The sequence below is a fragment of the Gordonia sp. AC31 genome (assembly GCF_031844505.1).
Classification (GTDB): domain Bacteria; phylum Actinomycetota; class Actinomycetes; order Mycobacteriales; family Mycobacteriaceae; genus Gordonia; species Gordonia hongkongensis.
Window position 1 is genome coordinate 1 of the sequence record NZ_JAUZVK010000008.1, and the last position, 26640, is coordinate 26640.

Genomic DNA, 26640 nt, shown 5'->3' on the forward strand with positions numbered 1-26640 from the left:
GGCAACCCCGGCTGGGCGATCAGCATCGCCGGGATCAGCACGAGGCCACCGCCGCCGACCACGGCGTCGACCCACCCGGCCGCGGCGGCCGCCGCGATCAGCAGCGCGACGTCCAACGGAGACGTCAGGCCACTTCGACGATCAGTTCCACCTCGACCGGTGCACCGAGCGGGAGTTCGGCGACCCCGACAGCGGACCGGGCGTGCACGCCGGCGTCGCCGAAGATCTCACCGAGGACGTCCGACGCCCCGTTGATCACCGCCGGCTGCCCGGTGAAACCCGGTGCGGACGAGACGAACCCCACGACCTTGACCACCCGGACGACCGAGTCGATCCCGACCAGCGCGTGGATCGCGGCGAGGGCATTGAGCGCACAGACCCGAGCTGCCGCAGTCGCCTCATCCGGCCGAACGACGCCTTCGGCGCCCTCATGGACCTTGCCCCGCGCCGACAGTTCGCCGTCGACGATGGGCAGCTGTCCCGAGGTGTAGACGAGGTTGCCGGTGCGCACGGCCGGGGTGTAGCTCGCCACCGGTGGCACCACCGACGGGAGTTCGATGCCCAGTTCGGCCAGACGATCGGTCCACGTGGTCGCCATGGTCAGCCCTTCGGTCGCTTCAGGTAAGCGACGTGCTGCTCGCCGGTGGGACCGGGCAGAACCGAAACCAGTTCCCAACCGTCTGCGCCCCACTGATCGAGGATCTGCTTCGTGGCGTGCGTCAGCAGCGGCACGGTCACGTATTCCCACGCGGTCACTTCACTCATGGACTCACCCTATCTGGCGACGGTCAATGGATAAGGTGTTGCGGTGGCCAACGAACAGGGCTCACGATCCGGGTCGGGTGAGGCGCTCGATTCCGGCGTGACAGACAACTCCTCCGTCGCGCGCGAGAACGAGTGGCCGGCGGCCGCCGCGCGAGCTCGCCTGCACTTCGTGACAGGCAAGGGCGGCACCGGCAAGACCACGATCGCCGCGGCGCTCGCACTCGCGCTCGCCGCCGACGGCAAGAAGGTCCTCCTCGTCGAGACCGAGGGTCGCCAGGGCATCGCGCAGGTCTTCGACATCCCGCCGCTGCCACCCACCGACACCCGCATCGCGACCGCCGAGGGCGGCGGCGAGGTGTCCGCGCTGGCCATCGACATCGAGCACGCCCTTCTCGAGTACCTCGACATGTTCTACAACCTCGGCTTCGCCGGCCGCGCGATGAAGCGGATCGGCGCGATCGACTTCGTGACGACGGTCGCTCCCGGACTCCGCGACGTCCTGCTCACCGGCAAGATCAAAGAGCGCATCATCCACACCGACAAGCAGGGCAACCGCGTGTACGACGCGGTGGTCGTCGACGCGCCGCCGACCGGCCGGATCGGCAATTTCCTCGACGTCACCCAGGCCATGGCCGACCTCGCCAAGACCGGCCCGATCCGCAACCAGAGCGAAGGTGTCGTCCGCCTGCTCCACTCGGAAGAGACGATCATCCACCTGGTGACGCTCCTCGAGGCGATGCCGATCCAGGAGACGATCGAGGCGATCGACGAACTGCGGGGCAAGAACCTCAACCTCGGCAGTCTCGTCATCAACCGCGTCAGCGAACCCCACCTGCCCGCCGAGGTGATCGACGAGATCGCCGAAGGTCGGGTCGACGCGGGGCGTGTCGAGGACGGCCTCACCGCCGCCGGACTCAAGCTCGCCGACGGGGACCTGGCCGGCCTGCTCACCGAGACGATCGAGCACGCGACCCGCCTGCAGGCGCAGCAGATCGCCAAGGCGCAGCTCGACGAGGTGGAGATGCCGACACTCGAACTGCCGTCCCTCGGTGACGGCGTCGACCTGGGGTCGATCTATGAGCTGGCCGACCTCCTCCAGAAAGCGGGTGCGTGATGCCACTCGACCTCAAGATGGGCGCGGTGCTCACCGACCCCGCGACCCGCGTCGTGATCTGTTGCGGCGCAGGCGGAGTCGGCAAGACAACGACTGCTGCCGCGATGGCGATGTACGCCGCCGAACAGGGCCGGACCGTGGCCGTGCTGACGATCGACCCGGCCCGGCGCCTGGCGCAGTCGCTCGGGATGTCCGAACTCACCAACGACCCGCAGCCGGTCGCGATCGACGGCAAGGGCACGCTCGACGCGATGATGCTCGACATGCGGCGCACGTTCGACGAGATGGTGCTCGAGTACTCCACTCCCGAACGCGCCGAGGCGATCATGCAGAACGCCTTCTATCAGACGGTCGCCTCGTCGTTCTCCGGGACGCAGGAGTACATGGCGATGGAGAAGCTCGGCAAGCTTCTCGAGCAGGACCACTGGGACCTGATCGTCGTCGACACCCCGCCGTCGCGCAACGCACTGGACTTCCTCGACGCCCCGCAGCGGTTGGGGTCGTTCCTGTCCGGGCGTCTGATGAAGGTGCTGGTCGGCGGCGGTCGCGGCGTCGGCCGGATGGTGACCGGCGCGATGAGCCTGGCCATGCGGGGTGTCTCGACGATCATCGGCGGCGAGATGCTCCGCGACGTGGCGACCTTCGTGCAGTCACTGGACTCGATGTTCGGCGGCTTCCAGGACCGCGCCGCGAAGACCTATGCCCTGCTGAAACAGCCGGGCACCCAGTTCGCGGTGGTGGCTGCGGCCGAAGCCGATGCCCTGCGGGAGGCCGCGTTCTTCGTCGACCGCCTGTCCGAGGAGTCGATGCCGCTTGCCGGACTGATCCTCAACCGGACCCACCCGAACCTGACGTCGATCCACGAGGAGGCAGCGCTGGTCGCCCTCGAATCGGTCAACGACGAACTGGCTCGCGGTGTACTCCGGATTCACGCGGATCGGGCCGCCACCGGGAAGCGCGAACTCCATCTGCTGCAACGGTTCACGGCGTCGCACCCGCGGGTGCCGATCGTCGGGGTCCCGGCGCTGCCGTTCGAGGTGGCCGATGTGACCGCCCTGCGCGCGGTGGCCGAGCAGATCACCGGCCGCGGCTGATCACCGAGCGCGACCAGCAGTCACCCGCTGGTTGAGCAGGCGAGGCGTGCGCCGAGACCGCCCCCTGCTGGTTGAGCAGGCGAGGAGCGTGCGACGAGCCGCCTCCTGCTGGTTGAGCAGGCGAGGAGCGTGCGACGAGCCGCCTCCTGCTGGTTGAGCAGGCGAGGAGCGTGCGACGAGCCGTGTCGAAACAACTCGACACGGCTCGGCGGAGAAGAGGTCAGACGGCGTCGCGGTGCCGCCGGCGCTGCGCGGCGAAGAACGCCGACCAGGACGTGACCTCGGGGTGCTGGCGGAGGAGTGCGCGACGCTGACGTTCGGTCAGTCCGCCCCAGACGCCGAACTCGACGCGGTTGTCGAGTGCATCGGCACCGCATTCGAGCTGCACCGGGCAGTGGCGGCAGATCGTGGCGGCTTTGCGCTGGGCCGCGCCCCGCACGAACAGATCATCAGGGTCTCCCCCTCGGCAACGCGCCTGAGCAACCCACGCCAAGCGATCCTCTTCGTTGGAAACTGCCGCTGTCGCCATCCGCCACCCCTACCTGTCGTATCTGCGTAGCTGCGAGAACGTCTCGACCTCGCTGCTCAAGCCACATTTGCAGCGAACTGTTAAGTGAGTCACATTCTGCACTCAATCTAGGGATCTGTGCTTGGGGGCGCAACCCCTGGAGCGAACAAAGTGGGACAACCGTGCAAACTCACCCGAACGGACGGCCCGCGGACGGCGGCCTCCGGCACCTCCGCCCGGCGACCCGCGGGCACCCCGACCGTCGGCTCGGGACCACGCTGCGCCGATGCCGCGGGCGAGGCAGGACGATGTTCGGAACCAACGCACGTATCCTGTCGGGGTGATGTCGAAGAAACTGTGGTCGCTGGCGTGGGCGAGCCTGCTGGCCGGAGTTCTCGTCGCCGGCCTGCTCTACCCCGTGGCCAGCGGAATCGGCGTCGTCTCCAACCGGGCGGCGGCCGCTGTCGAGAACGTGTCCTCCGAACTGCTCAACGGCACGTTGCCGGAGGTCACCACGATGACCGACGTCGACGGGAAGCCGATCGCGGTGCTGTTCGACCAGTACCGGTATCAGGTCGGCTACAACGACATCTCGCCCGACATGATCCGGGCGATCATCTCCGTCGAGGACCGCCGGTTCCTGGAACACGACGGCGTCGACTGGAAGGGCACCATCCGTGCCGCGCTGAAGAACTCATCGTCGGGCGAGGTCCAGCAGGGTGCGTCGACGCTCGACCAGCAGTACATCAAGAACTATCAGCTCCTGGTGCTCGCACGGACCGAGGCGGACCGCCAGGCCGCGATCGAGACCACACCCGCGCGCAAGCTCCGCGAGGTGCGCATGGCGCTGACCCTCGAGCAGACCCTGATCGATCAGGCGAAACGCGACAAGGGCCTCGACGACGCCGCTGCCAAGCAGGAGGCGAAGAAGCAGATCGTCACGCGGTACCTGAACGTCGTCCCGTTCGGCAACAACGCCTACGGCATCGAGGCCGCCGCGCAGACCTACTTCGGCATCCCCGCCAAGGACCTGCGGGTCGAGCAGGCCGCGTTGCTGGCCGGCATGGTGCAGTCCAGCTCCGCGCTGAATCCGTACTCGAACCCCGAAGCCTCCCTCGCGCGCCGGAACATCGTGCTGGACACGATGATCGACAACTTCCCGGAACGACGCGCCGAGCTCGTCGCGGCCAAGGAGGCGCCCCTGGGCGTGCTCCCGAGTCCGCGGACCCCGACCCAGGGCTGCATCGCGGCCGACAACAACGGCTTCTTCTGCGACTACGCCCTGCAGTTCCTGGCCGAGAACGGCATGTCCCGCAACTCGGTCCTGCGCGGCGGCTACATCATCCAGACCACGCTCGACCCCGAGATCCAGCGGTCCACGGTGCGGGCGGTGAAGAGTCAGGCCAGCCCGACCGCCGACGGCGTCGCCGACGTGATGAGCACCCTGCGTCCGGGCAAGAAATCGCACGACGTGCTCTCGATGGCGTCGAGCCGCGACTACGGTCTCGATCTCAACCGCGGCGAGACGATGCAGCCACAACCCTTCTCGATGGTCGGCGACGGTGCCGGCTCGGTGTTCAAGATCTTCACCGTCGCCGCCGCAATGGAGAAGGGTCTCGGCGCCGGCTCGAACATCCCCGTCCCCGGGTCCATCGCCGTCGAGGGCATGGGCAACAGCGGCGGGGCCAACGGATGTCCGGCCAATGCGTACTGCGTCAAGAACGACGGCCGCTACCCGGCGTCGATGTCGGTGACGAACGCCCTGGCACAGTCGCCGAACACCGCTTTCGTGAAGCTGCTGCAGCAGGTCGGCGTCAAGCCGGCGGTCGACATGGCCGTCCGCCTGGGCCTGCGTTCGTACACCATCCCCGGGTCGTCGGGTTACGGCGAGAAGAGCATGGCCCAGTACGTCAAGGACGGGAACTTCGGCTCCTTCACCCTCGGCCCGCTACCGCTCAACGGCCTCGAGCTCGCCAACGTCGCCGCCACCATCGCGTCGGGCGGCACCTGGTGCCCGCCCAACCCGATCAAGTCGATCAGCCAGATCAAGCGGGACCAGTACGGCAACCCCGTCATCGGACCGGACGGCCGGCGCGCCCTGACCGCGGTGCCGTTCACGCCACCTCCGTGCGAGCAGGTCGTGGACGAAGGCCTGGCACACTCGCTGGCCAACGCCATGAGCAAGGACGACGTGGGCGCCGGCACCGCGGCCGGTGCCGCGGGCTCCGCGGGCTGGACGCTGCCGATGTCGGGTAAGACCGGCACGACGGAAGCGCACCGCTCCTCGGCATTCGTCGGGTTCACCAACCAGATCGCCGGCGCCGCGTACGTCTACAGCGACGGCCCGAACCCGCAGGGCGTCTGCAGCAGTCCGCTGCGCTCCTGCTACGACGGCGACCTCTACGGCGGCATGGAACCGGCGCGCACCTGGTTCCAGGCCGTCAAACCGGTGGCGACGAAGTTCGGCCCCGTCAACCTGCCCCCGATCGACCGCGAGTACTGGAACGGCAGCGACCGGGGCCGTATCCCGCAGGTCAGCGGCCTGCCCGCCAGCGAGGCCACATCGCGCCTGCAGGGTGCCGGGTTCAAGGTCAGCGAGCTCGACGTGGACAGCGGACGCCCGCAGGGCACCGTGGTCTTCACCGCACCGTCCGACTCGGCCATGCCCGGCAGCACCGTGACGATCTACGTCAGCAACGGCCGCCGCGCCGGCGGTGACGAGGGCGGCCCCACCGAGACCACCGTCGTGGTACCCGGTGTCGGCCCGGTGGTGATCCAGCTACCCGGCTGACCCGCGATCAGACAATCGACGCCCCGCCCGCGCTGCTCACGAAACCGGGGCGGGATCGTCGTGGGGGATGCGTATTCTGGGGTGATGCAGCACTCCGAACTCGACATCGCACGCCTCGGCATCTCTCGCCTCGGTCCGTCCGGTTCCGGGGTACCCGCGCGCGCTCTGGCCGGCGCGGCGGGACTCGCCGCCGCCGGACTGCTCTACTCGACGGTGATCGAGCGCAACGCCTTTGCGTTGCGACACACGACGCTGTCCGTTCTCGAACCGGGCGCCTCGCCGTTACGTGTCCTGCACATCAGCGACCTGCACATGATGCCCAACCAACGCCTCAAGCAGGCGTGGATCGCCGAGCTCGAGGCGCTCGAACCCGACCTTGTCGTCAACACCGGGGACAACCTCGCGCACCCGCAGGCCGTGCCGTCGGTCATCCAGTCGCTCGGTGGGTTGTTGTCGCGGCCCGGCCTGTTCGTCTTCGGGTCCAACGACTATTTCGGCCCCAAGCCGAAGAATCCGTTCAAGTACTTCAAGAAGGACCATCAGCGCACGCACGGCGAGCCCCTGCCGTGGCAGGATCTGCGTGCGGCGTTCACCGAGCGTGGATGGCTCGACGCGACGCACACGGTCCGCGAGCTGGAGGTCAGCGGCGTGCGGGTCGTCGCGGCCGGCGTCGACGATCCCCACATCGAGCGAGACCGCTACGAGACGATCGCGGGCCGCCCGAACCCGCTGGCACACTTGCGGCTCGGACTCACCCACTCCCCCGAACCGCGGGTCCTCGACCGGTTCGCCGCGGACGGCTACGACCTCGTGATGGCCGGACACACGCACGGCGGCCAGCTCTGCCTGCCGTTCTTCGGCGCGTTGGTGACGAACTGCCAGTTGGATCGCTCCCGGGTCAAGGGTCCGTCGAGCTGGGGGTCGTCGATGAAGCTCCACGTGAGTGCGGGTCTGGGCACGTCCCCGTACGCCCCGGCACGCTTCTGCTGCCGCCCCGAGGCCAGCCTGCTCACCCTCACACCTGTGTCGCACGGTGATGCCGACTACGACGCCGACCAGTCGCTCCCGCAGCTGGCCCGGGAGACCATGTGAGCGTTGACCTTCATCCCCGCGTGAAGGTCCTGGCGTTCGACACCTTCGGGACGGTCACCGACTGGTTCACCGGGATCTCCGGCGCCGTCGGCGCGATCGCACCGGAGGTCGACGCAGCGGCGTTCGCGAAGGAGTGGCGACGCCGGTACTCGCCGATCCTGGCTCGCGTGGAATCCGGCGAACTGCCGTGGCGTCGCCTCGACGACCTGCAGACCGAGACGCTGCACGACGTCGCCTCGCTGTTTGCACTGACACTCGACGACGATCAGGCCCGCACCCTCGTCCGTGCGTGGCGGACGATTCCGGCCTGGCCGGACGCGGTCGAGGGTCTGCAACTCCTCAAACGCGATCACATCGTCTGCGCACTGAGCAACGGCACTGTCGCACTGCTCACCGACATGGCCCGGTACAACGCGTTCCCCTGGGACGTGATCGGCGGGTCCGACCTCTGGCGGCACTACAAACCTGCGCGCGAGACCTACTGCGGGCTGGCGGATCTGCTCGAGGTGGAGCCCGCCGAGGTGATGATGGTGGCCACCCACCAGAGCGATCTCGACGCCGCGCGCTCCTTCGGCCTGCGGACGGCCTTCGTCGAGCGGCCGGACGAGTGGGGCGGGGACGAGAAGGATGATTCCGGCTCGCCGGACAACGACTTCCACGCGACGGATCTCCTCGACCTCGCGCGGCAGCTGAGCCCGTCGGTGACCGGCCCGTCCCGATGACACTCGACGACCTGCTGCGCTGGGAGGATTCGGGGGCGTCGTGGCGGGTGGTCCATCACGGACCGGATGGAATCACCCTGGGTCTGCTGCGCTGCGACGGTGGCGAGGAGGTGGACCGCGTCGTCACCGACGATCCGATCATCCTGGCCCACATCGGTGGCCGGTCGTCGTCGGCCGAGGAACCGGAGTGACCCCGCAGAGACGAGGAGACCCCGACCGGATTTCTCCAGGTCAGGGTCTCTTCTGCAATCTCAACCTTGCGTCGGGGTGGCGGGATTCGAACCCACGACCTCTTCGTCCCGAACGAAGCGCGCTACCAAGCTGCGCCACACCCCGTGTGTAGCCTGCGATAGCTTATACCCCGCCCCGGCCGACTACTAAATCGCCTGGTCAAAGATGTGCCCGGTGTGGCTGAAACCCGTGCGAAGTAGCGTCGCACATCCCATCCTTGATGTGGTCCATCCGTACCAGTGCTGCCGCGCCGTCGGTCGGGACCAAGGAATCGGCGTACAACCACTGAAAGGACACGCCAACCATGAGCGCTTCCCCCGATCAGCAGGCCAACTCGTCTGCCAAGCAGGGTTTCGCCTTCGGTATCGCGATCGTGGCCGCCGCGCTGCTCTTCGTGGCCGGCTTGGTCTCGATCTTCCAGGGCATCTCGGCCATCGCGAACGACGATTTGTTCGTCGCCGGCCAGAACTACATCTTCGAGTTCGACCTCACCACCTGGGGCTGGATCCACCTGATCCTCGGCATCGTCGGGGTCCTCGTCGCCGGCGGTCTCGCGGTGGGCGCCGACTGGGCGCGGATCTCTGCGATCATCATCGCCTCGCTGTCGATCATCGCCCAGTTCCTGTGGCTTCCTTACTACCCGGCGTGGGCCATCCTGATCATCGTGCTGGACCTGATCGTGATCTGGGCTGTCTCCACCTGGAACCCCAACAACGAATACAACCTGTGACCGACCGCTCTGACGCAGTGACGACACTTCGCTGAGACGAGGGCTGCGGGGGTAACCAATCCACGACGCGCATGCGGTCCGAATCGTCTGGTGACGCTGCTCCACCTGGGCGGCGCGACGACGAACCGCCCGAAAGGAACACCATGCGCATCACCCGGTCCCTCGCAGCCCTTGTCGCCGGCGTCCTCCTCAGCGTCGGCTTCGCCGCCGGGACGGGTCCGGCACAAGCCGCACCGCTGGCCCCCGTGGCGAAGGTCGAGGTGGATCGCTACCTCGGCAAGTGGTGGCAGCTCGCCACCGTGCCGTCTTTCTTCGGGGTCACCTGCGCCCGGGACACCAGCGCGACCTACACCTATATCGACGCCAAGACGATCGGCGTCGACAACCGCTGCACCGGGCCCACCGGCATGCGTGGTGGCGTCGTCGGCCGTGCGACGGTCGTCGACCCGCAGACCAATGCCCAACTGAGCGTCCGGTTCCCACAGACACCGGGCAGCATCAACCCGGGCGGCGCACCGAACTACATCGTCGCCTACCTCGAAGACGGGCCGGATCCCGCCGGGCCGTACCGGTACGCGGTCGTCGGGGACCCCTCGCGCGGATCGGGATTCCTGCTGTCGCGCGACAAGGTGGTCCCCAACTCGGAGTTGCGTCGCCTGACCAAGGAGATCGAGAAGGTCGGGTACAACCCGTGCGCGTTCCTCGTCTCGCCGACCACCGGTGGTCGCAGCGACTATTCACCGCTCTGCACGGTGTGACGGTCAACGCCATACGATGACGCGACTCCGGCGCAGACATGAAAAGGTCTGCGCCGGAGTTGTTTCAGCCGGCCTCGGCGTCCGGTCCCGACGCTGGCGCCATCCGGCGGAACTCGTCGGGGGTGCAGCCGAACTTCGACCGGAAGCGGTTGCGCATCGTCGCCGTCGAGGCGAATCCCGACGCGTGGGCGACGGCCTCGAGTTTCAGGTTGCCCGGACCCATGAGCAGCCCCTCCGCCCACTCCAGGCGTCGATCGGCGATCATCTCGGCGAGCGACGTGGTGCCACCGGCGAGCACCCGGTACAGGTGCCGGCGGCTCACGTGCAGGTGCCGGGCGACGACCTCCACACTGAAGTCGGGATCACGAAAATTCTGTTCGATGAGGTCGGCGACCGCGGCACGCAGGTACCGCTCACTCGTCCGGACGTCCGACCGTACTACACTCGAAACCGATTCCGGCACAACACGTATCGACTGAACGTCACGACCATTGAGGACTGCGGTCACCTGGGTTCCTTCCACGCGAGAGAATGCTCCCACCCGATACACGAGTTTATCGACGGTCACACCTGCGGTCTTGGGCCTTTGGTCCCACTTTCAAGGATCCCGGTCCCGCGATTGTGCTGCGCGACGCGAACTTCCGTGAGCGGCCATGACGGCGGAGTCGGTCAGTCGTCCAACTTCCCTGCCGGCCCGGACACTCGTCGTACTGTGAGAGTCGTGACCACCCAGGACGCCGGAGGCGAGCGACGAGCCGAGTTGCGAACAGCAGCGCTCAGGGTGGCCGACGAGGTCCTGTTCCCGGCGGCCGGCGAGGTGGACCGCACCGGAGCGGTCCCCGAATCCCACTGGCGAGCGCTGGCCGACGCCGGCCTGTACGGCATCGCGGCGCCGGTCGAGGCCGGCGGGCCGGGACTCGAATTCGGTGAGGTCACCGAGATCCTCGAAGTGCTCACCAGTGGTTGCCTCGCCACCGCTTTCACCTGGATCCAGCACCACGGCGTCGTCCTGTCCCTCGCCCGGAGCACCAACGACGAGCTACGTGGCGAACTCCTCGACGCGACCGTGAGCGGACGTCTACGCGCGGGCGTCGCCTACGCCGGAGTCGTCCCCACGCCACCACGGATGGTCGCGACGCGCACCGACGACGGCTGGCTCCTGAACGGGCACGCGCCGTTCGTCAGCGGCTGGGGTGTCGTCGACCTGCTCCAGATCTCGGCGCGCGACGCCGCGACCGATGACGTCATCTCCGCGATCCTGCGCATGCCCGATCTGGTCGGCGGCAGGTCGTCCGCAGCGGTCCGGGCAACACCCGTGGATCTGTCCGCCGCCGCCGCGACGACCACGGTGTCCCTCCGGGTCGACGGTCTGATGGTCCCGTTCGATCGCGAGGTCACGCGCGTGGGCCTCGCGGAGTTCTTCGCGACCCAGAACGTCGGCGTCCGATTGAACGGCACCCTGCCCTTTGGTCTGGTGCGGCGCTGTGCGGCACTGCTCGATGTCGGCGGCCACCACCGGGAGGGGCGGGCGCTGCGCGAGCGCGCCGACGTCGTCCGAACCGCGCTCGACGCCGGGATGGCTGATGCCACCGCACTACTGGCGGCCCGGGCCGACGCCGCGGCTCTGGCGCTCGATGCCGCGGCCGCGTTGGTGTCCGCGGACGGCGGCCGCGGCGTCGTGCGCGGAAGTGATACCGAACGGTTGTTCCGCGAAGCCGCGTTCGTCCTGGTGGCCGCGAGCCGCCCGGAACTCAAAACAGCTCTGCTACACCGCTTCAGCGGTACCTGAAGTCGCGCAGGAAGAGCGCCTCGGCCAGGGCGATCCGCTCGATCTCGGACGGGTCGACGCTCTCGTTGGGTGCGTGGATCAGGCACCGCGGTTCCTCGACGCCGAACAGCATGATCTCGGCGTCGGGGAACAGCGACTGGAGAACGTTGCACAACGGGATCGAGCCACCCTGCCCCTGGATCAGCACCTCGCTGTCGTAGGCGGTCGACAGGGCGCCGGTGAGCGTGTCGTACGCCGGACCGCTGGTGGATCCGACGAAGGGCGCGCCCACCGCCTCGCGCTCGAAGGACACCCGTGAGTTCCAGGGTGCGACGCGACGGAGGTGCTCGACGAGCGCGTCCTGCGCAACCATCGGGTCCATCCCCGGTGGCACGCGGAGGTTGATGCGCGCCCGCGCACGCGGCTGCACCGCCGCCGACGATCCGACCACCGGCGGGCAGTCGATGCCGAGCACCGTCGCGGCCGGGCGCGCCCACACCATGTCGGACACCGATCCCGATCCGACCAGGTCGACCCCGTCGAGAACCGTTGCATCGCTGCGGAATCGGTCGGGAGGGTAGGACACACCCGGCCACCGGGCGTCGGCATCGAGTCCGGCGACGGTGGTGTTGCCGTGCTCGTCACGCAGGGTCGCGAGCATCGAGATGAGCGCCGCGAGTGCATCTGGGGCGGCCCCGCCGAACATTCCGGAGTGCATCGCCGACCCCAGCGTCTCCACGGAGACGACGACGTTCGCGATGCCGCGCAGCGTCGTCGTCAGACTCGGTTTCCCGACCGCGAAGTTGCCGGAGTCCGCGATCAGGATCGCGTCGGCGGCAAGCAAGTCCGGATTGCGGACCGCGAAGTCCTCGAGGCCTCCCGTCCCCTGCTCCTCGGACCCCTCGCCGATGATCTTCACCGTCACCCCGGCCCGGCCGGCGAGCGCGCGCAGCGCGGTGAGGTGCACGGCGATGTTGCCCTTGCAGTCGGCAGCTCCGCGGCCGTACCACCGCCCGTCCCGCTCGGTCAGTTCCCAGACGGGAGAGTCCCATTCGTCGTCACCGAGCGGCGGTTGCACGTCGTGGTGGAAGTAGAGCAGGACGGTCGGAGCACCCTCCGGGCCGGGAATGGACCCGGTGATCGCCTTGCTGCCGTCGCTGGTGACATGTGCGGCGGCGTCGTCGACGCCGACGGCACCGAAGGCCGCCAGCAGCCAGTCGACCATCCCGTCACACTCCTCGACGGGAAACTGCTGCCGGTCGTGCACCGACCGGAACCGGACCATCTCCGCGAGATCCGATCTCGCCTGCGGCATCAGGGCGGCTACTTGCTCCCGCAACAACGTGTCATACTCGCGCGCAGTCGGTTCCACCGGCGACCTTCCCTGTCGGACTCAACTCTTGCCCTCGGCCGCCAGGTCGTACACCTCGAGCTCGCCTCGACCGATGGCCTCCATCATCCGGGTGTGGTCGGAGTCGTTGAGATCCGCGTACGCGAGCGAGAACTCGGCGATCGCGTCACTGAAACCCTTGGTGGTCCCGAGGTACTCGGCGATCCGGAACCGGCTCGCGGTCCGGGCGTGCGCCTGACCGAGAACCAGCCCGCACAGCTGTGCGTACAACCTCATCCCCTCCGCGCTCAGGGCCTCGACGACGACCGAACCCTTTCCGTCACGGAGCTGCCGCACGTAGAAATCGCGTCGCTCACCGTTCTCGTCGATCCCGGTCGACCAGCCGAGGAACAGGTCGCTCGTCGCCTGGAGCAGGCGTTGTCCCTCGACCACCCGCTGCCCTTGGTTGTCGAAGCCCGATCCCGGCACATGGTCGGCGAGCACCGATCGCTGCGCTTCTTTGACCTGCAAGAACAAGGGATCACCCAGCTCCTTTCCGGTGAGCAGGATGATCCACGCCCGCGTGCCGACGCTGCCGACGCCGACCACCTTGAACGCGATGTCGACGATCGCGAACTGGTCGAGGAGCGCCTGCACATGCAAGGGCACGGTGTCGCGGTAGGCGCCGACCCGCTCGCGGACCCGTTCGGCCACGATCTCGGCGGTCTCGGCCGGGAACCGCTCGTGCAGCGGCACCAGCAGCGGCGGGTCGCTGCGGATGTGCGCGGAGCCGTCGGCGCCGATCACACAGAGCTTCGCGAGGGCCTGCGCACTGTCGCGGTGCCGCGCCTTCTTCAGCGCCTTCTGCGTCCGCTCGCTCATCGACGTGTCCAGCTTGGGTCCGAACTCCGCCAGGAAATGGTCGACGTCGATCCCGGCGTACCAGTTCTCCAGAGTCGTCTTCGACGCACTGCGCACGACCGTCCGCCGGTACGCCTTGGCAACGGTCTTGGCGACCCTACGATTGGTCGCGTCGTCGAATCCGTTGTTACGTCCCGCGATCGCGAAGCTCGCGGCGAGACGCTTGACGTCCCACTCGAACGGTCCGATGTGCGTCTCGTCGAAATCGTTCAGGTCGAACACCATTCGACGCTCCGGGCTGAAGAAGAGGCCCAGATTGCTCAGGTGGGCATCGCCGCACAGCTGGGTGATGATCCCTGTGTCCGGCGTTCTCGACAGGTCGTCGGACATCACCGCGGCCGCACCACGATAGAAGGTGAACGGCGTCGCCGACATCCGCGCGTGCCGCACCGGGATCAGATCCGCGACCCGGGTCTGCGCCTGCGCTTCCAGGATGCGCAGCGGGTCGGCCCGCTCCGTCGGCGTCGGGCACTCGGCGAGTTCGACAGCGGTGGGCGGAGTGGACAGGAGTGTCGACACGGAGTGCTCCTTCACGTCGATGCGGGCCCGCCACAGGCAGAGGTCCGTGTGTCCGGGCCCGGTCGGAACCCGCGGGTGAACGCCGCCGAAAACGAAGTCCTCCGAGGGAAGATTCTCCCAGCCCGTCGGCAGTTCCGCCGATGGATCGGTGATCAATCTGCGCCACGTTCCCTCGGTCGCGTCCGGGTCGCGTCCACCGGGATCTGCCGACCGCCGCCCAGGGTGTGTGACCCGCTTCACGGCTGCAACAGGTTCTAGTTGTAGCGTGAACGTCGTGGATTACTGGGGTGTGATGGTCGGGTTGGGGCTCGTGGCGACGGCGCTCGGCGTCATCGGGTTCGTGCGGTACCGCGAGCGGGAATCGACGAGTCTGCAGCGTCAGACCCAGCTGGCGCGCGAACTGCGTGACCTCGCCGGCGGCGACGAGGTCCGGCTGGCCGCGGTCGACGAGTTCTCGCTGACCATCTATCAACGGCTTTTCTACGTCTCGGTGGTGGCCCCGTGGATACGGAGTGCCGCGTGGGCCCTGCTCGGCGCGGCGCTGGCCGGTGCGGGAGCGCTCGCGACCGGACCGCTCGACGGGGTGTTCGCGACCGTCGCACACATCGCGGCGATCCTCGTGTCCGCGGTGTTCGCGGTGGCCGCCCTCGTGTACGTCGGCATCGCGCTCTACCACTCGGCGACCACGCCTCGGGTCTCCTTCAGCGACTCCTATGCCGACGAGGACGCCGGGCCCGCCGTCGACGCCCCCGATCCCGGCACCTCCGAATCTGCTCGGTCCGTCGACTGATCAGGCCCCCCGGACACAACGAACCCCCGTCACAGTCGACGGGGGTTCGTTGCTGTGAGAGGGTCAGGCGTATTCGCTCACGCGATCTGCGCCTGCCACATCCAGTGCAGCTGCTCGAGTTTCGACGCGAACGAGATCAGCAGGTCCTGAGTGACCGGATCGGCCTCCTCGGTGACCCCGATTCGCTCGCGGAGACCCGCGACCACTGCCTTGAGATTGTCGACGATCGACTCGACGACGTCGCTGTCCTTGGTCCAGCCCTCACCGAATCCCTTGGTGTGGGCGGTCTTGGCAACTGTCTCGGCGCGGCCGTCCGGGCTCACGCCGATCGCGGTGGCCCGCTCGGCGGCCGCGTCGGTGAACTCCCTGGACACCGTGACCAGTTCATCGAGGTCGAGATGCACCGACCGGAACTGCTTGCCGACGACGTTCCAGTGCGCCTGCTTCGCGATGAGGGACAGGTCGATGAGGTCGACGAGGGTGTCCTGCAACGCCTTTCCGGCGACGGACTGCTGTTCGTCGGTGAGTGTGCTGGTGATCGGGGTGGTCATGATCAAGAATTCCCTTCTTGTCCTATGGATTACCTCTGCTCCCTGAGGTGCGAGGAGCGATAGCGACGAGCCACGAAGGGCGCCGACACCGACACCCCGCACGGCTCAACGATCAGACGCGTACGGTGACCGACGAGTCGATGTTGCCCTTGGTCGCCTTCGAGTACGGACAGAATGTGTAGGCGAGGTCGGCGAGTTCCTTGGCCTTGACCTCGTCGAGGCCGGGCAGCGAGACCTCGATGGCGACGGTCAGACCGAATCCGTTGTCCGCGGGGTCTTTTCCGATCCCGACGGCCACGTCCACGGTCGCCCCGTCGGGCACCGGGGTGTCGGCCTGCTTGGCGGTGGCGCGCAGCGCGCTCAGGAAGCAGGCCGCATAACCCGCCGAGAACAATTCCTCGGGATTGGTCCCCTCACCGCTGCCACCCAGTTCCTTCGGCGGCCGCAGGTCCAGATCGATCTGGCCGCTCGCCGAGACGACTTCGCCGTCGCGTCCGCCGCCGGACGCCTTCGACGAGATGGTGTACACCGGTTCGATTGCCATTCGAAATCCTCCTGGATGCTCAGTGCGGGTTCGGGCCAACGGTCGGTTCAACCCGACCCGCTCGCGGAACATTCCGACGACACCGGCCACAGCGACGTGATGGTCACGACACCGGTGTCGGAGTCCGGTTCACCGTCCCCGCATCATCCGCGTGGGCTTCATCCGGGTCGACTCCGGCAGCCACTGGTTGACCGGTCGCCGGAGGGTGCAGAGGGCGGCGACCACCAGGAGACCGAACTGGAGGTAGCTCAGGACGACCATGACGGACGACACGTCCGGGTATCGGAACAGCAGGTCGACGCCGACGGGGATACACAGCAGATGCACGACGACGGCGGCCAGGAAGAAGTTGCGGAGATGGCGGCTGTGTTGCGACGCAGCGGTCACCAGGCACGCGTACTCGATGGCGAGCACGACGACGATCATCACCAGCATGAACGGCGGGAAGAAGCCGGCGAGGGTCTCGACCTCACTCTCGGGTGCAGAGTTCGCCGGGTCCGAGACCACTCCTTCGAGCAGTCGGTTGCGCAGATCGTCGGTGATGGTGCCGAGGTTGAAGAAGCCGTAGATCGTCAGCACGAGACCGATCACGGCCGCGCCCCACCACACGATGCGTGCGTGCACCGCCAGCGCCTCCGGCGGCGGTCCCGCATCGCCCGGCCGCGTCGGATAGAGCGCGGACTGGTCCCGATCGCGCGAGGACCGCTCGATGGCCGCCAGATCCTCGGCGTCCAGCTCGGCCTGGCTCGGGACGCGATCGGGGTCATCCGCGGCAGAATCGCCGGACGCGCCCCCGGCCGGGTCCTTCGGATCCGTCATGTCCCGATCCTGCCACTCACCCCGGCGGGCCTCCAGCGTCGAGGAGGTTCGGCCGCGAGCGGCTCACTTCCGGAACTCGGCGAGGACGAACTCCATCCCGGGGACGAATGTGCCGAGCATGGGGACGACATGGTTCACGATCGACTTCGTCAAGATGGGCGGGGTGGGGTCGGTGACGAAGGTGACGTCGGCGCCCTGGGCGCGCCAGTCCGCCACGAGTTGCGCGACCTGGCCGTACGGGATCACGTCGTCGTGCAGTCCGCCTTCGACGAAGACGGGCGCGTTCGGCTTCAGGCGACCGATCCGCTGCTGGCGGACAGCCTCTTGCAGTCCGGGGGATCGTGCGATGAGGGACGACAGTGTCTCGCCGGTTCGGGTCCATGTCTCGACGCGGCGGAAACCGAAGGCCGGGATGATGTCCCCGATGCAGCTGGTCGAGAGCTGTTTCAGCGCGGCTTTGCCGGTGGGGTTGGTCTCTCGTCGCACCACTTCGGCGACGTTCGGATACCGCTCGGTCAGCCCGTTGACAGCGAAGCCGATCGCCCCCGCGATGGTGGTGCCGTCGATCGCGGGGATGACCTTCTCGAGGTCGGCCGGGGGCGCGCCGGCGTAGGTCGCGCGCACGTCCAGTTCCGGTGCGTAGGTCTCGGCGAGTTCGGCGGCCGACGCGGCTGCGCCGCCGCCCTGCGAGTAACCGGCGAAACCTACGGGGGCGTCCTTCGGGGCGCCCGAGATCGCGAGTGCGGCCCGGGCGCCGTCGAGCATCGCCTGACCGGTCTCCGCGCGGTTGACGTAGGTGTGGACACCGGGCGTGCCCATCCCGATGTAATCGGTGATGAACACCCGCACGCCGTTGACGAGCATGTAATACATCTCCGGCGCGGTGTAGTTGACCGAGATGCCCGGCTTCGTGATGTCCACCGCGAGGGGCACGGTCATCAGCTTCGATGGCGCACACTGGTCGCCCTGACCGATGGTCCCGGAGCCGACGACGACGGTCGGTCGCGGTCCCTTGCCGCGCCATGGCGCGGTGGGTTCGATGACGGTTCCGGTGACCGCGGCGGGTTTTCCGTCCTGGTAACGCGAGGTGTACATGACCTTGCGGGCGGTCCCCGGCCACTGACCCGCCATGCCGGGGATCTGGAGCAGCAGCGGACTCGGCTGACTGCGGATCACCGATCCCGGCTCGGACGCGAACCGGGCCGGCGGGGTGTAGAAATCCGCCGCCGCTGCAGTACCGACCGCTGTTGGGGCCAGCGACGCGACGCACGCTGCCACCAGCGCGGCGATCCCGAGCGTCCGTCTCGATGGCCTGCGATGGGTCATGAGTCTCCCCGACTTCCAGTTCATGGCCGTGTAACCTACCGCACAGTAACACGAGTCAGGTGACTGGTGTCGCTTCCGAGTGTGTGACGCCTCGCAGAGGGCCACAGGGGTGTCGCCGATCGACGGCCTAGCGGCCCGGCGTCACCTTGAGCATGCGGCCGAGAGTTGCCTGCCACAGCGATCCGTCGGCCGTGATCGTCCCGGTCAGCTCGAGTGGTTCGTCGAACGGCGCCGTCCCGACCGGCACCGTCGCGACCCGCCTGCCGGTCGCGAAGTCGGTTGCCACATAGTCGACTTCACCGATCTGCTGTGGGAGGTTCGGCCGGATCGGGCCATACCCGATCGCATGGATCAGACCGTCCGCGCGAGACAACTTGGGGAGCGTCGCGATCCGGTCGCCGTTCTCCCACACGCGACGACAGCCGCCTTCCCCGACATCGATGCGGGTGGCGCCGCCGACGAACGGTGCATCGGCCGGGTCCGACGGCCCCTGCACCGCCATCGGCGGGTACTGGTAGCCGTAGGTGCTCGGGATGACCAGCGAGTTGCCCCAGGCCATCGGCGAGTTCTCGGTGCCCGGCCCGGACGTCGAAAAGGCCCGCATGCGGCAGACCTCGGAGCCGTCATCGCTGCGCAGCACGCGGAGATCCGGCGGTTCCGCGTTGTCGACGATGGCGACCCAACCATCGCCACCGGGACCGAAGTACGTCGGCGTCGTCCCCGAGCCCCAGGTGAGCTGTCCGGGTTTGCGTGCCGACCCCCGGTCATAGGCGCGACGCCAGACGACCTCCGGTGCCGCACCCGGATCGGCACGCATCTCGTAGAGCGCGTGCGTCGTCAGGATCGACGCCCCCGTCCGCCGGATCGACAGGCCGTTGCCGAGTTCCTCTCCCGCGGGCAGCCGGGTGGACCGCACAGCGCCGTGCCGGTCGACTGTCCCGACCACCCCGCGCGTCGTCGCGAACCACACGCGGCCGTCGAAGTCGGGCGCCAGGCCGGTGATCGCGTCACCCGCCGGTATCGCGTGGTCGACGTCGACCCGATCGTCGACGAACACCCGCCAGCCGCTGGCCGTCTTCGCATGCGCGACACGGAGAATCGACCCGGACCCGTCGGCGACGACCACCCGGTCGCGATCGTCGAGATAGCCGTACACGCCGCCGAGCAGTCCGCCCTTCGTCAGCTGCGTCGACGCCAGTGGTTGCGCGGTCCGGGGATCGAAGAGGACGACCGACGGCACCGCGAATGCCGGTGGCGACGATCCGACGAATTGCGTACACAACGCGACGGGCATCCCGTCGCGTCCCACGAACGTTGCCGCGCAGGCGCCGCCCGGGATCGAGGAGCCGGCCAGTCGAGCCCCGCGGCCGGGGCCTCGATGCGCCGTGGAGTCCGTGGAGGCGAGGTCGCCGTGCATGAGCGAGGTGTCGCTCGGTCCGAGTCCGGTGCTCGGCGAATCGGGTTGTGCCGCTGCGGGGTACGCGAGCGTCGCAGCAAACGCGAGAACCCCGGTGACCACCGCCGCCCGGACCCGCATCTTCCGTGTCATGAGTGGTCAAGCTACCGCACAGGGGGCCGGCTCAGATGACCAGACCGAGTGCGAGTACCACGATCAATCCGGTCACCGAGAGGACCGTCTCCATCATCGACCAGGTCTTGAAGGTCTGTCCGACGGTCATGCCGAAGTACTCCTTCACCAGCCAGAAACCGTCGTCGTTGACGTGGGACAGGAACACCGACCCGGCACCGATCGCCAGGACGACCAGCGAGAGTTCTCCCGAACCCATCCCGTCGACCAGACCCAGGATCAGCGACGACGCGGTGATCGTGGCAACGGTCGCCGATCCGGTCGCCAGGCGGATCAGTGCCGCGAGCGTCCAGGCCAACAGGAGCACCGAGACGTTCGCGCCGGTTGCCCAGTCGGCGAGCAGGGTGCCGATCCCGGTGTCGACGAGGACCTCCTTGAATCCGCCACCCGCGGAGACGATCAGCAGGATCCCCGCGATCGCGGGGAGTGCCGCGCCCGTGCACTTCGAGATGGTCTCGCGGTCCATGCCGGAACCGCGGCCGAGGGTGAACATCGCGACGATCACCGCGATGAGCAGCGCGATGAGGGGCGTGCCGAGGATGTCGAGGACCTTGCGCACGGGCTGGTCCTCGTCGGCGATGAAGATCTCGGCGAGTGCCTTGCCGAGCATAAGCACGACGGGCAGCAGGACGCTGATCATGGTGATCGCGAAGGACGGACGCTTGGTGGTCGGGCCGTCGGACGGATCGACGTCGAAGGTCGTCGGGGCCTCGACCGTCACCCATCGCCCGGCGAGCACGCCGAAGAGCGGCCCCGACACGATGATGGTCGGGATGGCAACCAGCGCACCGAGTCCGAGTGTCATGCCGAGATCCGCGCCGAGGGCGTCGATCGCCACGAGCGGGCCGGGATGCGGCGGGACGAACCCGTGCATCGCCGACAACCCGGCCAGTGCGGGAATGCCGATCGGTATCAGGCCGAGACCCGAGCGTCGGGCCACCAGGTAGATCACCGGCATCAAGAGAACGAGACCGATCTCGAAGAACATCGGCAGACCGATGATGGCGCCGACGAGCGCCATCGCCCACGGCAGCATCCGCGGTGAGGCGTGACCAACGATCGTGTCCACGATCTCGTCGGCACCACCGGAGTCGGCCAGCAGCTTGGCGAACATGGCGCCGAGTGCGATCAGGATGCCGACTCCCGCTGCGGTGGTGCCGAATCCGGCGGTGAACGACTCGAGGACCGTCGGGATCGACTCACCCGCGACGATGCCGACGGTCGCGCCGCCGCCCACCAACGCGAGGAAGGGATGGACCTTGGCGATCGTGATCGCCACGACGATGACGGCGATACCCGCCAGCGCCGCGACGATGAGTTGCCAGCCGGGCGCGACCGGCTGCGGCAGATCTGTGCTCGCGGCGAGAATCGTGGTGGTCGGCGACATCAGTTCTCCTCGGCGTCGAGATCGGAACTGTTCGAGAGGGCCTCGACCAGTTCGTCGATGATGGCGTCCACGCTCTGGTCCACGTCGACGGTCAGGCCGCGTTCGTCGGGGGTCAGCTGTTCAAGGGTCTCGAACTGCGAGGCGAGCAGGGCCGGTGGCATGAAATGCCCCGGGCGTGATGCCTGCCGTCGCGAGATGACCTCGACCGACCCGGCCAGATGCGCGAACAGCGTCGTCGGTGCGTGATCACGAAGAAGGTCGCGGTAATGCCGTTTGAGCGCGGAGCAGCTCATGACACCGCCGTCGGCGTGTTCGGCGAGCCAGACGCCGATCGACTCGAGCCAGGGTCGGCGGTCGTCGTCGTCGAGCGGTTCTCCCGCCGACATCTTGGCGATGTTCTCGGCGGGGTGGAAGTCGTCGGCGTCGGCGAACGGCACCCGCAGGCGCTGTGCCAACGCCGCCCCGACGGTCGACTTCCCGGACCCCGACACCCCCATGACGACGATCGGCGATCGCATGTTCACTCCTCACCACGCTGTGCTGCTGATCACGTAGGCTGCCTCAATAGTCATACTTTTGCAAGCCCTCGCGACCATTAAGTACGCACATTTGTCCGTACCTCGATCAATGAGAAGATGAAACGGTGAGTCAGGGCACACGGAGCACAGGCGAGCGGCACGACGAGATCCTCGCGGCCATCGGCCGACGCATCGTCTCGGGAGCGCAGCCGGCCGGCAGCGTGCTGACCCTCGACGCCATCAGCGCCGACCACGGGGTGTCGCGGACGGTATCCCGCGAGGTGATCCGGGTTCTCGAGTCGATGGGCCTCGTCGAATCCCGGCGCCGCGTCGGCATCACGATCCAGCCGCGGACCCGATGGAGCGTGTTCGACGCCCGGCTGATCCGCTGGCGCCTCGACGGCGCCGACCGCGCCGAGTTCCTCGCCACCCTCTCGGAGCTACGACGCGGCTTCGAGCCGGTGGCGGCGGCCCTCGCCGCCGAGCGCGCGAACGAGCACCAGTGCCGCATCCTGGCGGCAGCCGTGTCGGACATGTCGGTGCACGGGCGCAACGGCGATCTCGAGTCGTACCTGTTGGCCGACAAGGTCTTTCATCGAACGCTCCTGGAGGCCAGCGGCAACGAGATGTTCCGGTCACTCACCGGGGTGGTGAACGAGGTCCTCGCCGGCCGCACCCATCACGGGATGATGCCCGCGACACCGAATCCGGTGGCCATCGCACTACACGACGATGTCGCCAGAGCAATACGCCTCCGCGACCCGGAGGCCGCGGAGGCGTCGATGCGCGCGATCATCACCGAGGCGGCGGCGGCCGTCTCCGAGTAGTCCTCTCTGCTGCCTGAGGTGCGAGCGCAGCGAGCCACGAAGGCCCCACCTGAGGTGCTCTAGACCAGCAGCTCGGCGATCTGAATCGTGTTGAGGGCAGCGCCCTTCCGGAGGTTGTCCCCCGAGACGAACAGCGCGAGACCCCGGCCGTCCGGAACACCCGGATCCTGCCGGATCCGGCCGACCAGCGAGGCGTCCTTGCCGGCGGCGGCCAGTGGCGTCGGCACGTCCGCGAGCTCCACACCCGCTGCGCCACCGAGGATCTCCTGTGCACGTGCTACCGACAGCGGGTTCGCGAACTCCGCGTTGATCGACAGCGAGTGGCCGGTGAACACCGGCACGCGTACGCAGGTTCCGCTCACGAGGAGTTCGGGCAGCCCGAGGATCTTGCGCGATTCGTTGCGCAGCTTCTGGTCCTCGTCGGTCTCACCCGAACCGTCGTCGACGAGCGAACCGGCGAGCGCCACGACGTTGAACGCGATGGGCGCGACGTATTTGTTCGGGGCGGGGAAGTCCACGGCGGAGCCGTCGTGCACGAGCTTCTCCGCGTCGCCGGCGACCGCACGCACCTGGGTGGCCAATTCGTCGACACCGGCCAGACCGCTACCCGAGACCGCCTGGTAGCTCGAGATGATCAGTCGCTGCAGACCGGCCTCGTCGTGGAGCGGCTTGAGGACCGGCATGGCGGCCATCGTGGTGCAGTTCGGGTTGGCGATGATGCCCTTGGGCGGGTTCTTGGCCAGCTCACCGTTGACCTCCGAGACCACCAGCGGCACCTCGGGATCCTTGCGCCACGCCGACGAATTGTCGATGACGGTCACGCCGGCCTCGGCGAACCGCGGCGCCTGATCGCGCGACATGGTGGCACCCGCCGAGAACAGCGCGATGTCGAGTCCGGACGGATCGGCGGTGGCCGTGTCCTCGACGACGATCTCGCCGTCGCCCCACGGCAGCTTCTTGCCCGCCGAGCGCGAGGACGCGAAGAAGCGCACCTCGTCGGCCGGGAAGTTGCGCTCCGCCAACAGGGTTCGCATGACGGCGCCGACCTGACCGGTCGCGCCCACGACTCCGATACGTACGCCCACTGCTATCGCCCCGTTCCGGCGTAGACGACGGCTTCTTCTTCGCCGCCGAGATCGAAGGCGGCGTGCAGAGCGCGCACCGCGTCGTCGAGTTCGGTGTCCCGGCACAGCACCGAGATCCGGATCTCCGAGGTGGAGATCAGCTCGATGTTCACGCCGGCCTCGCTGAGGGCCTCACAGAACGTGGCCGTGACGCCGGGGTGCGACTTCATGCCCGCGCCCACGAGCGACACCTTGCCGATGTGATCGTCGTAGAGCAGATCGGTGAACCCGATCTCGGTCTGCAGCTTGGTGAGCTTCTCGACGCCGAGCGGCCCCAGCTCGCGGGGCAGGGTGAAGGTGATGTCGGTCTTGCCGGTGTCGACCTTCGAGACGTTCTGCAACACCATGTCGATGTTGATCTCGGCGTCGGCCACGGCGCGGAACACCCGCGCGGCGTAACCGGGCTTGTCATCGAGGCCGACGACGGTGATCTTGGCCTCGCTGCGGTCATGTGCGACGCCGGTGAGAATGGCTTCTTCCACGGGGATGTCCTCCATCGATCCGGTCACAATGGTGCCGGGTTTGGTCGAGTACGACGAGCGCACGTGAACGGGAACGTTGTATCGGCGCGCGTATTCGACGCACCGCAGCATCAGCACCTTGGCGCCACAGGCAGCCAGCTCGAGCATCTCCTCGAAGCAGACGGTGTCGAGACGGCGGGCGTCGGGCACGATCCGCGGATCGGCCGAGTAGACGCCGTCGACGTCGGTGTAGATCTCGCAGACGTCGGCCTCGAGCGCGGCCGCCAGCGCGACCGCGGTGGTGTCGGAGCCGCCGCGTCCCAGTGTGGTCACGTCCTTGGTGTCCTGCGAGACGCCCTGGAAACCGGCGACCAGCACGATCTTGCCCTCGTCGAGTGCGCTGCGAACGCGCCCGGGCGTGACGTCGATAATCTTGGCCTTGCCGTGGCTGCTCGTCGTGATGACACCGGCCTGCGAGCCGGTGAACGACTGCGCCTGCGCGCCCATCGAGCTGATCGCCATCGCGACGAGCGAGTTCGAGATCCGCTCACCCGAGGTCAGCAGCATGTCCATCTCACGGGCCGGCGGCGCCGGGTTGACCTGCTGGGCGAGGTCGAGCAGCTCATCGGTGGTGTCGCCCATCGCGGACACGACCACGACGACGTCGTTGCCCTGCTTCTTGGTCTCGACGATCCGCTCGGCGACGCGACGGATGCGTTCGGCCGTTGCGACCGAGGATCCGCCGTACTTCTGCACCACGAGGGCCACGTCGAGTTACCTCCCGCCGGCCAGTGTGCCGGTCGATAGACGTCAACTTGCCGGGACAACCTTACCGGGACCGCCGCGACCGCTCTGACCTGGTCTCCGCCCCACCCGACGGGACCGGACCGAGGTGATCCGCCCTAGGATCGCTCGCGTGGCCTCCCCAACCGACGTCGGTGACACCGGAACCGGTCCCGTCGGTACGAACGGGTACGGTCGTCGACTGGCGTCGATGACCCGCGGTTATTTCGGTCCGCTCGGTTCGTCTCCCGCCGCGGTCCGCAGCCATCGCTGGTGGCTCGACGCGCTGCTCGTCTTTCTCGTCATCCGCGCCATCGGCATCCTCGTCCTGGCGCGGTTCGCCGATCTCCGCGGCACCACGCTGGGCGACTCCCTGGCGGTCTGGGACGGGCAGTGGATGATCGCGATCGCGACCCACGGCTACGACGGCGTGCCCTACACCCTCACCGACGCCCGGGGTCTGCACACCGTCGACACCGCGTACGCCTTCTTTCCCGGTTACCCGTACCTGGTGGGCCTGATCGCGAAGTTGCCGGGCCTGAGCCCCTTCGGTGCGGCGATCACGGTGAACCTGGTCCTGGGATGCGTGGCGGCGGTCGGTGCGGCACGTCTCGGAATGGTGTGCGCCCGACTCATGGCACGACGGTCCCCGATCGGCCCGGCACCCGAACGCGGAACCGGACTGTTCCTGGTGGTGCTCTTCGCGGCGACGCCGATGTCGATCGTGCTGAACATGGCCTACACCGAGGCGCTGTTCTGCGCGCTCGCGGTGTGGGCGCTGGTGGGGGTCCTCGAGAAACGCTGGCTCCTCGCCGGCGTCGTCGCCGCGCTCTGCGGTCTGTGCCGGCCGACGGCGGCGGTCCTGATCGGGGTCGTGATGCTCGCGGCCCTCGTGTTCTTGTGGCAGGCGCGCGGGACCGACGTCCCGAGAGCGGCACGCGTCCGCGCGATCGTCGCCATCGTCATCAGCCCGCTCGGTTACCTCGCCTATCTCTGCGTGGTGTGGGCGCACACCGGGTCGCCGACCGGGTGGTTCCGCATCCAGACCGAGGGCTGGGACACCCAGTTCGACTGGGGCGTGGCCGCTTTCGAGTTCATCAACGAAATGCTCGTCCATTCGGCCGAGATCGCCCCGGTGGCCACGTCGTGGATCGTGCTGAGCACGCTGGTGATGCTGGGCGTCGCCGTCTGGTCACGGGTGCCGTGGCCGGTCGTGCTCTACGGTTCGCTGCTGGTCGCGCAGATCGTGCTGTCGAGCGGACTGATGATGAGCCGGCCCCGGTTGCTGCTGCCCGCCTTCGTCCTGCTGATCCCGCTGGCGATGGCGCTGGCGCGGATGCGGCCGGTGGTCGCGGGACTGATCGTCGTCCCGATCGTGGTCGGCAGCTCGTGGTTCGGCGCGCACATGCTGACCGTGTTCCCCCACGCCATGTGAGAGTCGCGCACCCCCATTCCCCGAGGAGCCACGTTCCCCTGCTCCCTGAGGAGCGCCCGGAGCCTGCGGAGGGCGCGTCACGAAGGGTCCGGTGACCGAGGTTGCGAAACCCTTCGTGACGCTCGCAAGCTCGCTCCTCAGGGA

General features: G+C 68.1%; 27 protein-coding genes and 1 tRNA gene. 12 read left to right on the top strand and 16 right to left on the bottom strand.

What is annotated here, in order from left to right:
- Positions 1 to 124 precede the first annotated feature (124 nt).
- Positions 125 to 598: a RidA family protein gene (locus Q9R39_RS11420; protein WP_058251083.1), complete on the bottom strand. Its 474-nt coding sequence runs from the start codon at positions 596 to 598 to the stop codon at positions 125 to 127.
- A gap of 2 nt (positions 599 to 600) precedes the next feature.
- Positions 601 to 765, bottom strand: a complete 165-nt coding sequence (locus Q9R39_RS11425) for a DUF4177 domain-containing protein (RefSeq protein ID WP_004022081.1) — start codon at positions 763 to 765, stop codon at positions 601 to 603.
- A gap of 43 nt (positions 766 to 808) precedes the next feature.
- Between Q9R39_RS11425 and Q9R39_RS11430 the strand changes: the two genes are divergently transcribed.
- Both Q9R39_RS11430 and Q9R39_RS11435 read left to right on the top strand, forming a co-directional pair.
- A complete protein-coding gene (locus tag Q9R39_RS11430) occupies positions 809 to 1879 on the top strand; it encodes an ArsA-related P-loop ATPase (protein WP_058251082.1) in 1071 nt (356 codons plus the stop codon).
- Positions 1879 to 2973: an ArsA family ATPase gene (locus Q9R39_RS11435; RefSeq protein ID WP_058251081.1), complete on the top strand. Its 1095-nt coding sequence runs from the start codon at positions 1879 to 1881 to the stop codon at positions 2971 to 2973. Before Q9R39_RS11430 ends, Q9R39_RS11435 begins: the two co-directional genes overlap by 1 nt.
- Before the next feature lie 220 nt (positions 2974 to 3193).
- Here the strand turns inward: Q9R39_RS11435 and Q9R39_RS11440 are convergent, their stop codons facing one another.
- Complete coding sequence (locus Q9R39_RS11440) at positions 3194 to 3502, bottom strand: WhiB family transcriptional regulator (protein WP_004022078.1); 309 nt, start codon at positions 3500 to 3502, stop codon at positions 3194 to 3196.
- 322 nt (positions 3503 to 3824) lie between these two features.
- Between Q9R39_RS11440 and Q9R39_RS11445 the strand changes: the two genes are divergently transcribed.
- The 4 genes from Q9R39_RS11445 to Q9R39_RS11460 all read left to right on the top strand — a co-directional run bounded on the left by Q9R39_RS11445 (position 3825) and on the right by Q9R39_RS11460 (position 8277).
- Positions 3825 to 6272 carry a penicillin-binding protein gene (locus Q9R39_RS11445; protein WP_058251080.1) on the top strand — a complete coding sequence of 816 codons (2448 nt, stop codon included), beginning with the start codon at positions 3825 to 3827 and terminating at the stop codon, positions 6270 to 6272.
- A gap of 84 nt (positions 6273 to 6356) precedes the next feature.
- Complete coding sequence (locus tag Q9R39_RS11450) at positions 6357 to 7364, top strand: metallophosphoesterase (protein ID WP_058251079.1); 1008 nt, start codon at positions 6357 to 6359, stop codon at positions 7362 to 7364.
- On the top strand, positions 7361 to 8086 hold the full coding sequence (locus Q9R39_RS11455) for a haloacid dehalogenase type II (protein ID WP_058251078.1): 726 nt from the start codon (positions 7361 to 7363) through the stop codon (positions 8084 to 8086). Before Q9R39_RS11450 ends, Q9R39_RS11455 begins: the two co-directional genes overlap by 4 nt.
- Entirely contained in the window at positions 8083 to 8277 is a 195-nt protein-coding gene (locus Q9R39_RS11460) for a hypothetical protein (protein ID WP_058251077.1), read from the top strand. Before Q9R39_RS11455 ends, Q9R39_RS11460 begins: the two co-directional genes overlap by 4 nt.
- A 71-nt stretch (positions 8278 to 8348) precedes the next feature.
- Here the strand turns inward: Q9R39_RS11460 and Q9R39_RS11465 are convergent.
- Positions 8349 to 8422, bottom strand: a tRNA-Pro gene (locus tag Q9R39_RS11465).
- 199 nt (positions 8423 to 8621) lie between these two features.
- Here Q9R39_RS11465 and Q9R39_RS11470 point away from each other — a divergent pair.
- A complete protein-coding gene (locus Q9R39_RS11470) occupies positions 8622 to 9047 on the top strand; it encodes a hypothetical protein (RefSeq protein WP_058251076.1) in 426 nt (141 codons plus the stop codon).
- A gap of 143 nt (positions 9048 to 9190) precedes the next feature.
- On the top strand, positions 9191 to 9805 hold the full coding sequence (locus Q9R39_RS11475; RefSeq protein ID WP_058251075.1) for a lipocalin family protein: 615 nt from the start codon (positions 9191 to 9193) through the stop codon (positions 9803 to 9805).
- 64 nt (positions 9806 to 9869) lie between these two features.
- Here the strand turns inward: Q9R39_RS11475 and Q9R39_RS11480 are convergent, their stop codons facing one another.
- Positions 9870 to 10313, bottom strand: a complete 444-nt coding sequence (locus tag Q9R39_RS11480) for a helix-turn-helix transcriptional regulator (RefSeq protein WP_058251150.1) — start codon at positions 10311 to 10313, stop codon at positions 9870 to 9872.
- A 213-nt stretch (positions 10314 to 10526) separates the two neighbouring features.
- Between Q9R39_RS11480 and Q9R39_RS11485 the strand changes: the two genes are divergently transcribed.
- The gene (locus Q9R39_RS11485; protein WP_311277521.1) at positions 10527 to 11594 is read left to right on the top strand and encodes an acyl-CoA dehydrogenase family protein; all 1068 of its coding nucleotides are present in this window, start codon (positions 10527 to 10529) and stop codon (positions 11592 to 11594) included.
- Here the strand turns inward: Q9R39_RS11485 and Q9R39_RS11490 are convergent.
- Together Q9R39_RS11490 and Q9R39_RS11495 are read right to left on the bottom strand one after the other, a co-directional pair.
- Positions 11581 to 12945 (bottom strand): dipeptidase, encoded by a 1365-nt coding sequence (locus tag Q9R39_RS11490; RefSeq protein WP_311277522.1) that lies wholly within the window; start codon positions 12943 to 12945, stop codon positions 11581 to 11583. The two genes, Q9R39_RS11485 and Q9R39_RS11490, sit on opposite strands and share 14 nt — an antisense overlap.
- Positions 12946 to 12966: 21 nt before the next feature.
- Positions 12967 to 14343 (bottom strand): DUF2252 domain-containing protein, encoded by a 1377-nt coding sequence (locus tag Q9R39_RS11495; RefSeq protein WP_311277523.1) that lies wholly within the window; start codon positions 14341 to 14343, stop codon positions 12967 to 12969.
- Between the two features lie 265 nt (positions 14344 to 14608).
- Here Q9R39_RS11495 and Q9R39_RS11500 point away from each other — a divergent pair, with 265 nt between their 5' ends.
- Positions 14609 to 15133 carry a hypothetical protein gene (locus Q9R39_RS11500; RefSeq protein WP_311277524.1) on the top strand — a complete coding sequence of 175 codons (525 nt, stop codon included), beginning with the start codon at positions 14609 to 14611 and terminating at the stop codon, positions 15131 to 15133.
- Positions 15134 to 15210: 77 nt separating this feature from the next.
- Here the strand turns inward: Q9R39_RS11500 and Q9R39_RS11505 are convergent, their stop codons facing one another.
- The 7 genes from Q9R39_RS11505 to Q9R39_RS11535 form a co-directional block, all read right to left on the bottom strand.
- Positions 15211 to 15684 carry a Dps family protein gene (locus Q9R39_RS11505; RefSeq protein ID WP_280360458.1) on the bottom strand — a complete coding sequence of 158 codons (474 nt, stop codon included), beginning with the start codon at positions 15682 to 15684 and terminating at the stop codon, positions 15211 to 15213.
- Between the two features lie 112 nt (positions 15685 to 15796).
- Positions 15797 to 16228 carry an organic hydroperoxide resistance protein gene (locus Q9R39_RS11510; protein WP_058251071.1) on the bottom strand — a complete coding sequence of 144 codons (432 nt, stop codon included), beginning with the start codon at positions 16226 to 16228 and terminating at the stop codon, positions 15797 to 15799.
- A 129-nt stretch (positions 16229 to 16357) separates the two neighbouring features.
- The gene (locus Q9R39_RS11515; protein ID WP_058251070.1) at positions 16358 to 17047 is read right to left on the bottom strand and encodes a hypothetical protein; all 690 of its coding nucleotides are present in this window, start codon (positions 17045 to 17047) and stop codon (positions 16358 to 16360) included.
- A 63-nt stretch (positions 17048 to 17110) separates the two neighbouring features.
- Positions 17111 to 18373: a lipase family protein gene (locus Q9R39_RS11520; protein WP_311277525.1), complete on the bottom strand. Its 1263-nt coding sequence runs from the start codon at positions 18371 to 18373 to the stop codon at positions 17111 to 17113.
- A 127-nt stretch (positions 18374 to 18500) separates the two neighbouring features.
- Positions 18501 to 19922: a hypothetical protein gene (locus tag Q9R39_RS11525; RefSeq protein WP_311277526.1), complete on the bottom strand. Its 1422-nt coding sequence runs from the start codon at positions 19920 to 19922 to the stop codon at positions 18501 to 18503.
- 31 nt (positions 19923 to 19953) lie between these two features.
- A complete protein-coding gene (locus Q9R39_RS11530) occupies positions 19954 to 21348 on the bottom strand; it encodes a gluconate:H+ symporter (protein ID WP_311277527.1) in 1395 nt (464 codons plus the stop codon).
- Positions 21348 to 21866 (bottom strand): gluconokinase, encoded by a 519-nt coding sequence (locus tag Q9R39_RS11535; RefSeq protein WP_137808655.1) that lies wholly within the window; start codon positions 21864 to 21866, stop codon positions 21348 to 21350. Before Q9R39_RS11535 ends, Q9R39_RS11530 begins: the two co-directional genes overlap by 1 nt.
- 125 nt (positions 21867 to 21991) lie before the next feature.
- Here Q9R39_RS11535 and Q9R39_RS11540 point away from each other — a divergent pair, with 125 nt between their 5' ends.
- The gene (locus tag Q9R39_RS11540; RefSeq protein WP_311277528.1) at positions 21992 to 22693 is read left to right on the top strand and encodes an FCD domain-containing protein; all 702 of its coding nucleotides are present in this window, start codon (positions 21992 to 21994) and stop codon (positions 22691 to 22693) included.
- A 59-nt stretch (positions 22694 to 22752) separates the two neighbouring features.
- Here Q9R39_RS11540 and Q9R39_RS11545 read toward each other — a convergent pair whose 3' ends face one another.
- Positions 22753 to 23778, bottom strand: a complete 1026-nt coding sequence (locus Q9R39_RS11545) for an aspartate-semialdehyde dehydrogenase (RefSeq protein ID WP_311277529.1) — start codon at positions 23776 to 23778, stop codon at positions 22753 to 22755.
- Between the two features lie 2 nt (positions 23779 to 23780).
- On the bottom strand, positions 23781 to 25046 hold the full coding sequence (locus Q9R39_RS11550) for an aspartate kinase (protein WP_065630659.1): 1266 nt from the start codon (positions 25044 to 25046) through the stop codon (positions 23781 to 23783).
- Positions 25047 to 25194: 148 nt separating this feature from the next.
- Between Q9R39_RS11550 and Q9R39_RS11555 the strand changes: the two genes are divergently transcribed.
- A complete protein-coding gene (locus Q9R39_RS11555) occupies positions 25195 to 26496 on the top strand; it encodes a mannosyltransferase family protein (RefSeq protein WP_396275662.1) in 1302 nt (433 codons plus the stop codon).
- Positions 26497 to 26640: the final 144 nt, after the last annotated feature.